Below are 14,616 nucleotides of genomic sequence, written 5' to 3' on the forward strand. Positions count from 1 at the left end.
TCGGCAGCGAATGCCGGCCGCTCACGTCCGCGCGATATGGACCGGGGAGGGGCCCCGGGATATTTAGAGAAGATTAAATTCCGAGTTCGCTTTGTGTCGAATTGGCACGAGGCAGGAAAAGAGTACGCGTGCGCGCTGAGTGGATCAAATCGCCGACGGCCCGGCTGGTGCTGGTGCACTGGGCCGACGCGCGCCCCGCCTGGCTATGGTCGCAGGATGGCGAAACCCTGCTCTGGCGCAACGACGCGGCGCGCTACTTCCATGGCAAGATCAAGAAGCATGGGCTGAGGCTGGCGCCCGAGGCGGTGCCGATCAAGGGCCAGATCGCCCGCTTGATCCGGCTCGGCTCGATGGGACGCTCGAGCCTCAGCCGCATCCAGTTCCTCGCCGGCGAGCGGCCGATCTCCACCACCTGCACCTGCACGCCGCTCGAACTCGAAAACGGCGATACGGGCCTGTTGATCGTTGGCGTCGACCCGATCGAACCCGAGTTGCTCGAGGCGCACGATCCGATGCAGGTCGATGCCCTGACCGCGAGGCTCCTGCCCGATGGCGCCGAGTTCCTGCTGGTCAGTGAAGATGGACAGATCGCCGGCGGCTCGCGCCATGCGCTTGAGCACTTTGCTCCGATCATCGAGAGTGAAGGCCTGCCGCACGACGCCGAAAGCGCCGAGATCACCCTGGCCGGCGACAAATTGCAGCTGACCCGCTTCAAGGCCAGCCCGCACGACGCCATGCTGCTGCTGTTCGAGCGCCTCGCCTCGCCGCCCGTGCCGGCGGCACAAATATCGGATGTGCGGGCGGAGGAGGGCGTCATCGCCCGCGAAGACGCCCCCGCGCCGCCGCGCTTCGTCCCCGAACCCGAACCGCTGCTGCCGATGGGCCTGCCGCCGCTCGAGCGTGCCGACGACGAGCCGGTGATTGCCGAAGAAGACAATTGGGTCGAGCCGATTCCCGCCGCCCCTGAGGTGCCGGGTACGCTCGCTTCGTTGTTCGACCGGCTCGCCGACGATGGCGGCCTCTACACCGCGCTCAGCCCCGGCGACGAACACTTCGCCGGTCCGCCGCCCGAGCAGGTGGATGAGCCGCTGGTGCCCGACCCGGTCGAGGCTGACGAGACCCTGCCATTGCCCGAACTGTCGCCCGAGACTGCGCCGTTCGCGATTCCGCTATCGCCCGAGCTCGACGTTATCGGCGCACTGATCGACTTCGCCGACGAAGAAGAGGCCGCAGAACAGCTCCCGGTCGCGGAACAGCACCCGGCCGCAGAGGCGATCGCGGACGCGGAGGCGATCGCGGCTGAGGACGTGTCCGGCGCCGAAATCGACACGGCTGCCGAGCCGCAGCCCGAGCCGCTCGCCGCCACGACCTGGCGCGTCATCGGCCGTGGCTTCGAGGCGCTCGCACCGGAACTGCCCGCCGACGACGAGCCGGCCGAGACCCTCTCCGCCATCCCCGACGCCGAAACCGTCGAGCGCGTTTCGCGCTACAATTTCGATGAGCTGAGCCGCATCCTCACCGATCGGGTCAGCGCCCATCCTTCGGCGCCGCCGGCCGAAACGGCCGCGCCGCCCACCACCGGCAACGAAGGCGCGCTGATCAACCTCAATGGCGAGACTTTCATCCTCAACCGGCTGCCGCTCGGCATCCTGGTGTTCCGCGATCAGCAGGTTCTGTTCGCCAACCGGGCGCTGACCGATCTCGCCGGCTACGAGTCGATCGAGAGCCTGCGTGCCGCCGGTCTCACTGCCATCTTCCCGTCCGAGGACAGCGCGGTCGCCGGGCCCGTGACCCAGCTGGTGCGCCGCGATGGCAGCCTCGCCTCGGTGAACGCCCGCCTGCAGTCGATCACCTGGCATGGCCGTCCGGCTCTGATGCTGTCGGCCGGTATCGCTGAGAACCGCATCGGTCATGAGGCTGCTGTCCGCAGCTTCGCCGAGCTCGCGGCCGAAACCAGCGACGACGGCTTCATCGCTGCCGACCGGTCCGCGACCATCACCACGGTGTCGCTGCACGGCCGCATCGTGCTCGGCCATGTCGAGGAAGATATCGTCGGCAAGCCCTTGGCGAGCTTCATCGAGCCTTCGCAACTGGGCGACCTCAAGCGCTTCCTCGAACGCCCGGCCCGCTTCGCCGAAACGGCGCGTCCGGCCATCACCTTCACCGGAGCGGTGCCCAACACCCGCATCACGCTGTTCGCCGAAGGGCAGGCTGGCATCATCGCGGGCTACTATGCCTTCGTCCGCAAGGCCATTCCGCCGATTCCGCCGGCTCCTGTGACCAAGCCTGCCGAAGACATCGAGCCCTCGATGCTGACCCGCATCAGCCGGGGCGTGCGCCGGCCGCTCAACACCGTCATCGGTTTCGCCGACCTGATCCGCTCGGCGTCGTTCGGCTCGATCGAGAACCAGCGCTACCTGGAATATGCGCAGGACATCAAGACCGCCGGACAGGAGATCGCTCACCTCGTCGACGAGCTCGACGACTATAGCCGCCTGCGCGAGGGCCGTTACCCGGCCGAGGCCAACGACATCGACCTCGTGGCGCTGCTCGAAAGCTGCCTCGCCCGCGTCCGCGGCCAGGCTGGCGAAGCCCGCGTGCTGGTGCGCAACGCCGTCTCCGAGCGGCTGCCACGCATCACCGCGGACACCGCCTCCCTGACCCAGGCGATCCTCAATCTGCTGGCCAGCGCCATCGATCAGACGCCGGTCGGCGGCTCGGTCATCCTCTCCGCTCAGCAGGAGGACGACGGCGCCGTGATCGTCAATGTCCGCGACGGCGGTGAGGCCCGCCGCGATCTCGGCGAGCGTTTCGTGGTGTTCCGCGATGGCGTGGGCAAGGACGGCGAAGCCCTGCAGCCGGTGCGCTCCAGCGTCGGTCTGGCGCTCACCCGCTCGCTGCTGGCGGTTAACGCCCTGTCGCTGTCGGTCGATCCGGCCGTTGGCGTCGGCACCATGTTCTCGCTGCTAATTCCCGCCGACCTGGTCCGCGAGACCGGCCAGTGAGCCAGGAGATCCGGCTTGTTGGCGCCATCGCGGTCCGTCCTGCAATCCTCGCGCTGATCCCGGAGTTCGAGGCTGCCACCGGCTATACCGTGGCGGCCCGCTGGGAGCTCAACCCGATCGTCAAGCAGCAGATCGAAGCCGGTGAACCCTTCGATCTCGTCATCATCAATCCCAATCTGGTCGAGGCTCTCGCCGTACTGGGAAAGCTCGATCCCGCAAGCCAGGTGCCGTTCGGGCGGATCGCCATGGGCGTCGCTGCCAAAGCGGGTCGCGCGCTGCCTGACCTCGGCACCGTAGCGGCATTCGAGCATGCGCTGAAGAGCGCGGCCTCGATCGCCTACGCCAATGAAGGCACCAGCGGCAGCTATTTCATCGGCCTGCTGGAGCGCCTCGGCATTGCCGGCGAGGTAAAGCCAAAGCTCGTGGCCACCTCCGGCGGGCAAACCGCGGCCGCCGTGGCCCATGGCGAGGCCGAGCTGGCTGTGATCCCCGTCAGTTCCATCCTCGCCGCTGCTCCCGATGTCGTGCTGGCCGGCCGCTTTCCGTCCGAGCTGCAAAGCTACATCGACTTCGCCATCGGCATCAGCGCCGCCGCCCGCGATGCGAAGGCGGCCAGGGTGCTGTCCGCCTTCCTCACCTCGGCCGCATCGGACGAGGTTCTCGCCGCCAGGGGCCTCGAACGCCACTGAGCCGCTTCACGATCCGGTTTGTTGACTTGGCGGCTCAGAAAAAGCAGAACCACGCCTGAGCGGGAGCTTCCCGCGACCTGGAATACGATCATGAGCTTGCTTTCGCGCTTCGGCACTGCCCTCCTTCTCACGCTGGCGGCCGGGCCCGCCCTGGCGCAGAGCGGCGAGGTCAATGTCTACTCCTACCGCGAGCCCGGTCTGATCCAGCCGCTGCTCGACAAGTTCACCGCCGAAACCGGCATCAAGACCAATGTGCTGTTCGCTGGCGATGGCCTGCTCGAGCGCGTTGCGGCCGAGGGCGAGCTGTCGCCCGCCGACGTGGTGCTCACCGTCGATATCGGCAACCTCGCCAACGCCAAGGATTTCGGTATCACCCAGACCATCCCGGCCGAGGCGCAGGCCCGCGTGCCGGCCGCCTACCAGGATCCGGATGGTCAGTGGATCGCCCTGTCGCTGCGCGCCCGCGTCTTTTACGCCAGCAAGGATCGTGTCCCCGAGACGGCGCTGACTTATGAGGATATCGCCAAGCCCGAGTGGAAGGGGCGTCTCTGCACCCGCTCCGGCCAGCACGTCTACAATATCGGCCTTATCGCCACCCGCATCGCCCACTGGGGCGTCGACAAGACGCGCGACTGGCTGACCAAGGTCCGCGACAACCTCAATGGCCCGATCTCCGGCGCCGACCGCGACCAGGTGAAGAAGATCCTCGACGGCAGCTGCGACCTTGCCATCGGCAACACCTATTACATGGGCCTGATGCTCAATAACGACGCCGAGCCCGAGCAGAAGACCTGGGCCGCCGCCGCCCGCATCATCTATCCCGATCCCGACGGCGACGGCACGCAGGTCAACGTCTCGGGCGCGGTGATCGCCAAATATGCACCCAACCAGGCCAACGCCCAGAAGTTGGTCGAATTCCTGCTCTCCGACGAGGCCCAGCACCTCTATGCCAGCGGCAACTACGAATTCCCGGTGGTCGCCGGCGTCGCCCCGTCGGAACTGGTCGCCAGCTGGGGCGAGCTCAAGGCCGACAAGACTCCGCTGACCGAGATTGCCGCGCACCGCAAGGAGGCCAGCGCACTGGTCGACGAGCTCCGCTTCGACGAAGGTCCGCAGAACTGATCGGACACGTTGCCGCAGCGCTCCGGCTCGCCGGCAGCGCCGAAACCTGCGGCTTGGCTGGCGACTTCACCGGCGTTCTGGAACGGTTCTAAAAGACAGTCGCAAACCGGCAACATTCCGCTGCCCCGCATTGTTGACTTTGTTGCTCAGAATTCGTGATTGCAGCCGGTCACCGGCGGCCTGAGGGGCCGCCGATAACGGGAGTTTGCCATGACCATGACGATGCGACTGTCCGCTGCGCTGCTTGGCGCCGCGATGATTGCCGGCACCGCCGGGCCGAGCTTTGCCCAGAGCGGCGAAGTCAATATCTACAGCTACCGCGAGCCCGGCCTGATCCAGCCGCTGCTCGACAAATTCTCCGCCGCCACCGGCGTCAAGGCCACCGTGCTCTACGCCGGCGATGGTCTGCTCGAGCGTGTCGCCGCCGAGGGTGAACTGTCGCCCGTCGATGTGGTGCTCACCGTCGATGTCGGCAACCTGGTCGGCGCCAAGACGCAAGGGCTGACCCAGCCGATCACCACTGCCGCGCTGACCGAGCGCCTGGCGCCGGAGTTCCGTGACGAAGAAGGTCATTGGGCGGCGCTGTCGCTGCGCGCTCGCGTCTTCTACGTCAGCAAGGACCGTGTCGACGCCACCGCGCTGACCTATGACGATATCGCCAAGCCCGAGTGGAAAGGGCGCCTCTGCACCCGCCCGGGTGATCACGCCTACAATATCGGCCTCGTCGCCAACCGCATTGCGGCCTGGGGTGAGGACAAGACCCGGACCTGGCTCACCGCCGTGCGCGACAACATGTCGGCCCCGCCGGCCGGCAATGATCGCGCGCAGGTCAAGGCCATCCTTGAGGGTTCGTGCGACCTCGCTATCGCCAACACCTACTATATGGGCCTGATGCTGACCAACGAGGCCGAGCCCGAGCAGAAGGACTGGGCGGCATCCGCCCGCATCGTCTATCCTGACGCTGAAGGCGAGGGCACCCAGGTAAATGCGGCCGGCGCCTTCATCGCCAAGTACGCCCCGAACCTGGAAAACGCCAACAAGCTGGTCGAATTCCTGCTCTCCGACGAGGCACAGCAGCTTTACGCCGATGCCAACTACGAGTATCCGGCGGTAACGAGTGTCAAGCCGGCCGAACTGACCCAGAGCTGGGGTATTCTCAACCCCTCGAAGGTCTCGCTTACCGCCACCGCCGAATTCCGCGACGAAGCGGCGGCGCTGATCGATGAGCTGAAGTTCAACGAAGGCGCACAGACGCAGTAACCAGCGCGGAGGCTGAGCATCAGCCGGACGACCGCAGCATCGATGAAATCCGAAACCGGCGGGAGGAAGCTCCCGCCGGTTTCGGCCATCCTGCTGCTCGCCCTGATGGGCCTGCCGATTCTCTGGCTCGCCCTGGCCGCGCTCGATACCACCGGCGCCGGCGGTCTCGCCGCCGCCATGCTGCCGACAGCCTTGCGCGAAACCGCGACGCTGATGGCCTGGGTTGGCTTGATCACCGGCGTACTCGGCCTCCTGTCGGCCTGGCTGGTGACGCATTTCGACTTTCCCGGCCGCCGTATCTTCGAGTGGGCGCTGGTGCTGCCGCTGGCCATTCCGACCTATCTCGCGGCCTACACCTACGTCGAGTTCCTCGATTTCACCGGTCCGATCCAGCAGGCGTTGCGCGCCGTCATCGGTGGCGAGACCATTAAGGACTACTGGTTCCCGCAGATCAAAAGCCCTTCCGGCGCCGCGTTCGTCCTCTCGATGGTGCTCTACCCCTATGTCTACGCCTCCTGCCGCGCCTTCTTCGTCATGCAGTCGGGTTCCATCTCGGCTGCGGCGCGCACCCTTGGGGCAGGGGGCTTCCGCGCCTTCTTCTCGGTCACCCTGCCGCTGAGCCGCCCGGCGCTTGTCGTCGGCATCACCCTCGCCATGATGGAGGTGGTGAACGATCTCGGCGCCGTGCAGTATTTTGGCGTCAACAGTCTCACCGCGGTGATCTATTCCACCTGGATCAACCGCTCGAACTTCGGCGGCGCCGCACAGCTGGCGGTGATGATCGTGCTCATCATCGGCCTGCTCATCCTGCTCGAGCAATGGGCGCGCCGCGACCGCGTCTACGCGCTGCATCGCGACAGCCGCGTCGCACCACCGCGTGAGCAATTGGTCGGCGCGGAGCGCGCCCTTGCCGTCGGCTTCTGCACCGTGCTGCTGCTGCTCGGCTTCGGCGTCCCGGTCGGCGAACTGCTGGTGCTCGCCATCCGCAATCTCGGCCCCGATGCCTTCGGCCTCACCGTCAACGCCGGGCTCACCACCGTGACCCTGGCGTCGCTCGGCGCCCTCATGACGGTGATCGTCGGGCTTGCCGCTGCCCGCATCGGCAAATCGCGCGCTGCGCACGGCCTGATCCGCATCGCCACCCTCGGCTACGCCATCCCCGGCACGGTGCTGGCGCTCGGCCTGCTGCAGCCGCTCGGGCAGGCCGACCTGTGGTTCAACCGGATGACCGTGGCGGTGGCCAATTGGCGCCCCGGCCTCATCCTTTCCGGCTCCATCGCCGCGCTGCTTTATGTCTATGCCATTCGCTTCCTCGCGGTGTCGCATTCGACCATCGATGCGGCGATGAAGAAGCGCGGCGATACCATGCTCGATGCCGGTCGCGTCCTCGGCGTCACCGGCTGGCGGCTGTTGTTTCGTGTCGATCTGCCCACGTTGTCGCCGGCCTTGCTGACCGCCGCGACGCTGGTCTTCGTCGAGATCGTCAAGGAACTGCCGGCAACGCTGTTGCTGCGGCCGCTCGGCGTCGAAACACTGGCCACCGTGGTCTATGCCCGCGCCAATGTCAGCCTGTTCACCGAATCGGCACTTCCGGCGCTGACCATCGTCTTGGTCGGTCTGGTCCCCGTCATCCTTTCGACCCGGTTCAGCGATCGCCGCTGAGGCGATACATTGGAAATTAACCGGTCATTGACTAAGCATTAGCCGGTTGGGTCTTTCCTTCATTTGATCGGTTGTTGGGGCGTCGGGGCATGAGAGACTACGTCCTCACGCGACTCGTGTTGGCAGTCGGAGCGGTCCTCGGCGCCGCCGTGCTGCTGTTCCTTTTCCTTGACGTCCTGCCCGGTGCCGGCGGCGCCGATCGCCCCGCCTGGGCTCGGTTCCTCGGCCTGTTCGTTGGCGACACCGGTGCGCCTAACACCTTCGGCGAGCGTCTCGCCGTCACCCTGCCACTGGCGCTGCTGGCGCTGCTTGTCGCTGGCGCAGTGGGGGCAGGCCTCGGCCTTGCCGCCGGCCGCTATCGCGGCTTGGTCGATCGGCTGGTGCGCGTCCTCTCAGGCGTGCTTGCGCTGTTGCCGCCGTTCTGGCTCGGCATGCTGCTGGCGCTGCTGTTCGCGGGTCTGCTGAAGCTGCTGCGTGCCAGCGGCTTCGTCCCCTGGAGCAACCCACTGGGCGCGCTCGCCTCGCTGCTGCTGCCGTCGCTTGCCCTCGGCCTTCCCTATGCCGGCCAGCTCGCCCTGCGCATTCGCCGCGATCTCGGCCGCGTGGCCGAGCGTGACGTGCAGCGCCTGCGCGCCGATGGCATCGCTGCCTTCGAGGCGAGCTGGCAGCTCGGCCTCGCCCGCGCGCTGGTCGAGTTGCCGCAGGCGATGGCGCGCACCTTCGGCGCCCTGTTGATCGGCGCGGCGCTGGTCGAGAGCGTCTTCTTCCTTCCCGGCCTGGGCCGCCAGATTCTCGGCGCCGCCGAGCAGCACGATCTGGCACTGCTGCGCGGCGGCTTGCTGCTGCTGATCATGGTCGCCGCCTTCGGTATGCTGCTCCTGGCGCTGCTGCGTGTGCTGGTCGATCCCGCCTTTCGCGCGGAGTTGCGGCCATGACCCTCGAAGCCGCCTCAGTCCGGCCCGGCATCGACCTGCGCGTCGTCCTCGGCGCCGCGCTTGCGCTGATCATCGCCATCCTCGCGCTGACCTCCCTCGCCTGGACCCCGCATGGCGCCGCCAGCCTGACCCCGCTCGCCGAGCCCGACGCCATCCACTGGATCGGCACCGACGCCACCGGCCGCGATGGCGCCTCGGTGCTTATGGCCGCAACACTCACGACGCTCCTGCTTGCCATCTTCGGCACGCTTGCCAGTCTGTTCGTCGGCATCCCAATGGGCGTTGCGCTCGCTCTGCGGCTGCCGCCCTCCAACCGCACGGCGCATGCCATCGGTATGCTGCCCCCTGCGCTGCTCATCGGTGTGCTGGTCAGTGGCCTCGCCGCGCCCGCCAACCTCACGCTGTTTCTCGCCATTGCGCTCCCCGGCGTGGTGGTCGCCGCCGTCATCACCCGCCGCATCCTCGCGCCGTTGTGGCACCGCGACTATGTCACCGCGGCGCGCCTCGCCGGCCTCCGCCCGCTCGCCGCCGCACAGCGCCATGTGCTGCCGCGGCTGCTGCCGCAACTCGTTGCGCTTGGCCTCGAGCTCCTGGCCGTCGCCATCCTCATCGAGGTCAGTCTTTCCTTTGCCGGCCTGGGTGTGCTGCCACCCGGCGCCAGCCTTGGCCTGATGCTGCGCGAGGCCCAGCAGTTCATGACCATCCGCCCGCTGCTGATCGTCGTTCCCGGCGCGGTCGCCGTGGTCACCGCGCTGGCCCTGATGCTCGCCGCCAGCGGCCTCAGAGGAACGCGTCATGGCGCTTGAGCTCGCCGGCCTCGACGTCGCCATCGCCGGTAGCCATCCCATCGCCAGCCTCGACCTTGTGTTTGCCGATGGCGCTGCCCTCGCCATCGTCGGTCGCGCCAACAGTGGCAAGACCCTACTGGCCCAGGTCATCGCCGGCCTGCTACCGGCCGGCGTCACCGTTCATGGCACCGGACTCCCCGGCAAACGCCCTGGCGTCATCGGCGCCGATGCCGATCCGATGGAGCTTGGACGCTGCCTCGATCGCGGCGTCGATCTCATCGTCTGCGACGAGCCGGGCAGGGCCCTCGACCCTGCCGCGCAACGCGAACTGCTGACCGCGCTGCTCACCGCCAACCGCGACCGCGGCGTGGCGTTGCTGATCCTCACCCGGGACTTCCGCCTGCCGCTCGCCATGGGACTCGAGACGGCTATCCTCTCGGGCGGTAAGCTGGTCGAGCGCGGCCCGGCCGCCGCGTTGCAGGAGCGCCCGCAGCACGCCGCGACGCGCGAATTGGTGAGCGCCGGCAGGCCCCGCACCCGCACCATGGCTCGCCCGCCCATCGGCGAGCCGCTGCTCGAGCTCCAGGGGCTCGGCAAGCGTTTCGCCGATCCCACCTCGCGGCTCTGGAAGCGCAAGCCGCCTATCGCGGTGCTTGAGAACATCACCCTGTCGGTGCGCCGCGGCGAGGCCGTCGGCCTGCTCGGCGCCGCCGGGGCCGGTAAGTCGGAGCTGCTCCGGCTGGTTGCCGGGCTCGGACGCGCCAGCGCCGGCCAGCTGGCGTTCGATCGCACGCCCTATCGCGGCGACGATCTTGCCCGCGAGGCGCGCGCCCGCATCAGCTTGCTGTTCCCTGATCCGCGCGCGGCCTTCAATCCGGATCTGGCGGTGGGACTATCGCTCACCGAGCCGCTGCGCGTCGAAGAGCAATTGCTGATCGACGAGCAGGCCGATCGCCTGGTCGAAGCTGTGCGCGTCGTCGGTCTCGCGCCTGATGTGCTCGATCATCTGCCCGGCCAGTTCACCACGGCAGAGTTGCAGCGCCTCGCTTTGGCGCGCGCGCTGGTCAGCCGCCCCAGCCTCATCGTCCTCGATGAGCCGACCGCCGCGCTCGATCCGGTCGAACAGGCCGAATTTCTCGTCTTATTCAACCGCGTCCGTTCGGACTATGGCCTCACCGTGCTCTGCGCCAGCCGCGAGTTCGACGTGCTGCGGCTCGTCGCCGACCGTATCCTCGTGCTCGACGCCGGTCACATCGTCGAAGGCGGCAAGCCGTCCGAGCTGGCCGAAACGGGGCAGCACCCGGCTACCCAGGCGCTGCTCGCCGCCCGCTATCCCGAGCCGCTGTCGCCGGCGCCCCCGGTGGTCGAGCCGCCGCCCGCGGCACCCGAGCCGCCAGCGCCTCCCGAAGCGCCACCAGCGCCTGTGCTAGAGCACAGCCCCGACGAACCCGCCGAAAGCCGGCAGGGCGAGGTCGCCGTCACCGACGGGGGCAGCGACCGAGCCGGGAGCGTCGATCCCCTTGACCCCGAGCCCGTCGGGCAGGCGGACGACGACCGGGCCGCCAGTCATGTTGAAGGCACAAAGTAGCGTCTCGCTGCCGTCCGTCCGGGTGAACATCAGTACCCCCTCCGGCGCGTCGAGCGTCCGGATCGTCCCTTTCACCAGCGCCTTGTGCTGGCGCCGGAACTTCAGCGTTGCCCGGTAGTGGTGCAGCAGCGAGTCATTCTGCTTTTCCTGCAGGTCCGGCGCTTTCAGGAGGTGATCGCCCGGCACCGGCAGCCAGGCCCGCGGTGCGGTCGAGAAGCCGCCCAGATGCGCCGAGGACTGCCAGACCATCGGCGTCCGGCATCCGTCGCGGCCTTTGAACTGTGGCCAGAACTCGATGCCGTAGGGGTCCACCAGGTCCTCGAATGCCAGCTCGGCCTCGGTAAGCCCCAGCTCTTCACCCTGGTAGAGGCACACCGAGCCGCGCATCGTCAGCAGCATCGTCGCCGTCAGCTTGCCGAACGCCTCGCGGTCGCCATGGCTCATCCAGCGGCTCACATGCCGCACCACGTCGTGGTTGGAGAAGGCAAGACAGATCCAGCCGTCGGGCGCGTCCTTTTCCGTCAGGTCGATCGACGTCTTGAAATGCCGGGCGTCGAATGCCCCACCGAGATAATCGAAGGTGTAGGCCATATGCAGCTTGTCGATGCCCGAGGTGTACTGCGCCATCACCTCGAGCTGATGCTGGCTGTCGCCGATCTCGCCCACGCTGGTCCGCCCCGGGTACTCATCGAGCAGGGCGCGGATGCGGGTCAGGAACTCGAGGTTCTCCGGCCGGCTCTTGTCGTAGAGGTGCTCCTGGAAATTATAGGGGTTCACCGCCGGCGCCGTTGAAGCATTGAAATCCTCCGGTTTCACCACCGGGTTGGATTCGAGCCCCAGCGAGGCGAAGTAGAAGTTCACCGTGTCGAGCCGGAACCCATCGACCCCGCGCTCCAGCCAGAACCGCATATCGCTGAGCACCGCGTCCTGCACATCCGGATTGTGGAAGTTGAGGTCGGGCTGCGAGGTGAGGAAATTGTGCATGTAATACTGCATGCGCCGGCTGTCCCACGCCCAGGCCGAGCCGCCGAAGATCGACAGCCAGTTGTTGGGCGGCGTCCCGTCGGGGTTGGGGTCGGCCCACACATACCAGTCGTGCCGCGGGTTGGTCCGGTTCTGCCGGCTCTCCGAGAACCACGGGTGCTTGTCTGAGGTGTGCGAGATCACCTGGTCGATGATCACTTTCAGCCCGCGCGAATGCGCCTTCTCGAGCAGCCGGTCGAAATCCCCGAGCGTGCCGAAGATCGGATCGACGTCGCGATAGTTGGAAACGTCGTAGCCGAAATCCTTCATCGGCGAGGTGAAGAACGGGCTGAGCCAGATCGCGTCGACGCCGAGGTCGGCGACGTAGTCGAGCCGCTCGGTGATCCCGACGAGGTCGCCGACGCCGTCGCCGTTATGGTCCTGAAACGAGCGCGGGTAGATCTGGTAGATCACCGCGCCACGCCACCAGTCCTTGTCGAGAGGCTGCTCGGGCGTCGACTTCTGCTCCGTCATCGGCGGAACGGCCATCATCGGCGGCACAACGCTCATGCTGAAACTCCCTGGGCTGGCTCTCGCGACGTTTGGCGCGAGGGCAGGGCCGGAGTCAATCGCCGGCCGATGCGGAGGAGCCTTGCGCGATACTGAAAGCTCGATGCTCAGTTCCCCCACCGAGCCCCTAGCCACCCACCCGGTAGTAAGAGATTTCGTCGCAGAACACCGCCATCATGCACACCTTGAGGTCGAGCTGCGTGATGTTGGGTAAAGTGATGGTCGCCGGCAGCGCGCTGCCGTCCCCGGTGAGGATTTGCCCTGCCCAGCCGCCTCTGATCGGCGCAAAGTTCACGCCCACCAGCTTGCCGGCGAGGCTGGGTTCGCCCGCCGCGGGCTTATCGGCAAGTACCGTGGCGCACAACGCCCCGGCCATGTCCGCACAACCGGCGATCTCGATCACGCTGCTGCGGTCGGCGGAAGTCCAACGGCCCGCCAGCGCTGGCTCCTCGGCTTTCGCCCACTCCGGCACCATAGACAGCAGCATGGTGACCAGGCCCCAGGCAATGGCTTTCAGCATGTGCCGCTCCTCGAGCCCGTAGCGGCTGCAGCCCCGCTGCCGGTGAAAACGAGCGCGAACGCCAGCGCGCCCGCGGCGGGTGCCGTGAGACGAGAGATCATTATCAGTACCTCGAAAGCTGCCCCCCGCACGCCAGCGGGGCAGGTGCGTATGAAGCGATCCTGCGTGCAGGCCTAGAGATGCCGCATCACGTATCGATAGTCAATAACAATATCACGATAATCGTGAAATCAATCGTCGTCAGACAGATCGTCCTCGGGCCGGCGCTCATAGGCCAGCAGGTCGCCTGGCTGGCACTGCAGCACGTCGCACAGCCGGTTCAGCGTCGAAAACCGCACCGCCTTGGCTTTGCCGGTCTTGAGCACACTGAGGTTCTGCATCGAGATGCCGACCGCGTCGGCAAGATCGCCCAGCCGCATCTTGCGGCGCGCCAGCATCACGTCGAGGTTCACGATGATCATCGCCAGCGCCTAGATCGTCAGCTTGGCGTCTTCGGCGACGCGCGCAGCTTCGTCGAGCACCAGGCCGACGACGTAGATCACCCCTGCCGGCAGCAGGTTGGCGAGGTCGATGCTGATCGAGAAACGGCCCAGCTCATTGGCCATCAGGTCAGTCAGCGGCCCGATCACGCTGGAGCCGGCCGTGGCGACCAGCAGCGCTATGCCGGCCCGCCGGATGGCGCTCGCTGCGCCGCGCGTCAGGATCTGGCCCGCCGCCCACAGGCCGAACAGCTGGCGCAGGAAGTAGAGCGGCACGAGATAGAGCCCGACGCTGAGCAGCGCGCCGGTGCCGATCAGCACGGCGCTGCCCAGCGATACCGTCGACAGGTCCACCGGGTCGGGCGGCCCGATATAGACGTCGCCGCCAAACAGCCGGCTCGCCAGTAGCGCCGCCAGCGTTCCCACCGGCAGGGCGATGATCACCAGCAGCAGCCCGACGCCGAACCGTCGGCTCCAGGTCCGGATCGCCCCGATTCGCTCAGTCGTCGATCGCGCCATCTGCTGCTCCATCGCAGTTTCCGGCGCATATTCCATGTGCCGCGCCATCGCGTAAAGCGATGAATCGTTCGCGACAAACGAGAAATAGGCGTGCGCTGTTGTCAGCCGGCCTTGCTACGCCGCGAGTTCCTTGCGAACTGCAGAGGCGATGAACGCGGACCGAGTCTGCTTGCGGTGCTTTGCTGCGGCGTCGATGGCCTCCAGCAATCCTAGGTCGAGCGAGACGTTGATACGCGTCGTGGAGCCGAGATCGCGGACCAGGGGGATCAGGACGAGCACCGCACCTCGGCGGTCTTCCACCAGCGCGGGGTCTGCCATGATCTGGTCGGGTGGACGGGGGGCAGGGACAATGTCGCCGTCTGCCTCCATCCAGCGCACGAAGGCACCGAGCCCTTCAGTGGCGTTGCGCGTCGCCTCTTCAACGGTGTCGCCCGCCGAGTAGCATCCCGGCAAATCGGGAAAGCTCACGCCGTAGGCCGAGTCAGGGTCCTTATGCATCAGGGCGACATAGTGCAT

Annotated in this window: 12 protein-coding genes and 1 pseudogene; 8 read left to right on the plus strand and 5 right to left on the minus strand. The window is 67.1% G+C overall.

What is annotated here, in order from left to right; genetic code table 11:
* Positions 1-128: 128 nt before the first annotated feature.
* From ASC68_RS23220 to ASC68_RS29245, 8 genes and pseudogenes are all read left to right on the plus strand, one after another.
* Entirely contained in the window at positions 129-3,005 is a 2,877-nt protein-coding gene (locus tag ASC68_RS23220) for a PAS domain-containing sensor histidine kinase (protein WP_055884819.1), read from the plus strand.
* Entirely contained in the window at positions 3,002-3,694 is a 693-nt protein-coding gene (locus ASC68_RS23225; RefSeq protein ID WP_055884821.1) for a substrate-binding domain-containing protein, read from the plus strand. The genes ASC68_RS23220 and ASC68_RS23225 overlap by 4 nt, the downstream gene beginning before the upstream one ends.
* Positions 3,695-3,784: 90 nt before the next feature.
* A complete protein-coding gene (locus ASC68_RS23230; protein ID WP_156387438.1) occupies positions 3,785-4,816 on the plus strand; it encodes an extracellular solute-binding protein in 1,032 nt (343 codons plus the stop codon).
* A 210-nt stretch (positions 4,817-5,026) separates the two neighbouring features.
* On the plus strand, positions 5,027-6,076 hold the full coding sequence (locus ASC68_RS23235) for an extracellular solute-binding protein (RefSeq protein WP_055884825.1): 1,050 nt from the start codon (positions 5,027-5,029) through the stop codon (positions 6,074-6,076).
* A gap of 42 nt (positions 6,077-6,118) precedes the next feature.
* Complete coding sequence (locus ASC68_RS23240; RefSeq protein ID WP_082528414.1) at positions 6,119-7,738, plus strand: iron ABC transporter permease; 1,620 nt, start codon at positions 6,119-6,121, stop codon at positions 7,736-7,738.
* Between the two features lie 89 nt (positions 7,739-7,827).
* On the plus strand, positions 7,828-8,673 hold the full coding sequence (locus tag ASC68_RS23245; RefSeq protein WP_082528415.1) for an ABC transporter permease subunit: 846 nt from the start codon (positions 7,828-7,830) through the stop codon (positions 8,671-8,673).
* Positions 8,670-9,479: an ABC transporter permease subunit gene (locus tag ASC68_RS23250; RefSeq protein ID WP_055884832.1), complete on the plus strand. Its 810-nt coding sequence runs from the start codon at positions 8,670-8,672 to the stop codon at positions 9,477-9,479. The genes ASC68_RS23245 and ASC68_RS23250 overlap by 4 nt, the downstream gene beginning before the upstream one ends.
* Positions 9,480-10,005: 526 nt before the next feature.
* Positions 10,006-10,554, plus strand: a pseudogene (locus ASC68_RS29245) (ATP-binding cassette domain-containing protein); the annotation flags it as partial.
* A 333-nt stretch (positions 10,555-10,887) separates the two neighbouring features.
* Here ASC68_RS29245 and ASC68_RS23255 read toward each other — a convergent pair.
* The 5 genes from ASC68_RS23255 to ASC68_RS23275 all read right to left on the minus strand — a co-directional run bounded on the left by ASC68_RS23255 (position 10,888) and on the right by ASC68_RS23275 (position 14,616).
* Positions 10,888-12,546: an alpha-glucosidase family protein gene (locus ASC68_RS23255; protein ID WP_156384590.1), complete on the minus strand. Its 1,659-nt coding sequence runs from the start codon at positions 12,544-12,546 to the stop codon at positions 10,888-10,890.
* 163 nt (positions 12,547-12,709) lie between these two features.
* Positions 12,710-13,102, minus strand: coding sequence for a hypothetical protein (locus ASC68_RS23260; protein ID WP_055884835.1), 393 nt, complete (start codon positions 13,100-13,102; stop codon positions 12,710-12,712).
* A gap of 230 nt (positions 13,103-13,332) precedes the next feature.
* Positions 13,333-13,563, minus strand: coding sequence for a helix-turn-helix transcriptional regulator (locus tag ASC68_RS23265; RefSeq protein WP_055884837.1), 231 nt, complete (start codon positions 13,561-13,563; stop codon positions 13,333-13,335).
* Between the two features lie 9 nt (positions 13,564-13,572).
* Complete coding sequence (locus ASC68_RS23270; protein ID WP_156384555.1) at positions 13,573-14,100, minus strand: hypothetical protein; 528 nt, start codon at positions 14,098-14,100, stop codon at positions 13,573-13,575.
* Between the two features lie 114 nt (positions 14,101-14,214).
* The gene (locus ASC68_RS23275; RefSeq protein WP_055884844.1) at positions 14,215-14,616 is read right to left on the minus strand and encodes a type II toxin-antitoxin system HicB family antitoxin; all 402 of its coding nucleotides are present in this window, start codon (positions 14,614-14,616) and stop codon (positions 14,215-14,217) included.

Origin of the sequence: Devosia sp. Root105, from assembly GCF_001424865.1 — a bacterium.
Taxonomy (GTDB): domain Bacteria; phylum Pseudomonadota; class Alphaproteobacteria; order Rhizobiales; family Devosiaceae; genus Devosia_A.

Excerpts from the sequence above, each read along its gene's own strand:
- ASC68_RS23250 (WP_055884832.1), top strand. The coding sequence starts at position 8,670 with ATGACCCTCGAAGCCGCCTCAGTCCGGCCCGGCATCGACCTGCGCGTC.
- ASC68_RS23270 (WP_156384555.1), bottom strand. The coding sequence starts at position 14,100 with ATGGCGCGATCGACGACTGAGCGAATCGGGGCGATCCGGACCTGGAGC.
- ASC68_RS23260 (WP_055884835.1), bottom strand. The coding sequence starts at position 13,102 with ATGCTGAAAGCCATTGCCTGGGGCCTGGTCACCATGCTGCTGTCTATG.
- ASC68_RS23235 (WP_055884825.1), top strand. The coding sequence starts at position 5,027 with ATGACCATGACGATGCGACTGTCCGCTGCGCTGCTTGGCGCCGCGATG.
- ASC68_RS23230 (WP_156387438.1), top strand. The coding sequence starts at position 3,785 with ATGAGCTTGCTTTCGCGCTTCGGCACTGCCCTCCTTCTCACGCTGGCG.
- ASC68_RS23240 (WP_082528414.1), top strand. The coding sequence starts at position 6,119 with ATGAAATCCGAAACCGGCGGGAGGAAGCTCCCGCCGGTTTCGGCCATC.
- ASC68_RS23245 (WP_082528415.1), top strand. The coding sequence starts at position 7,828 with ATGAGAGACTACGTCCTCACGCGACTCGTGTTGGCAGTCGGAGCGGTC.
- ASC68_RS23255 (WP_156384590.1), bottom strand. The coding sequence starts at position 12,546 with ATGACGGAGCAGAAGTCGACGCCCGAGCAGCCTCTCGACAAGGACTGG.
- ASC68_RS23275 (WP_055884844.1), bottom strand. The coding sequence starts at position 14,616 with ATGCACTATGTCGCCCTGATGCATAAGGACCCTGACTCGGCCTACGGC.
- ASC68_RS23265 (WP_055884837.1), bottom strand. The coding sequence starts at position 13,563 with ATGATCATCGTGAACCTCGACGTGATGCTGGCGCGCCGCAAGATGCGG.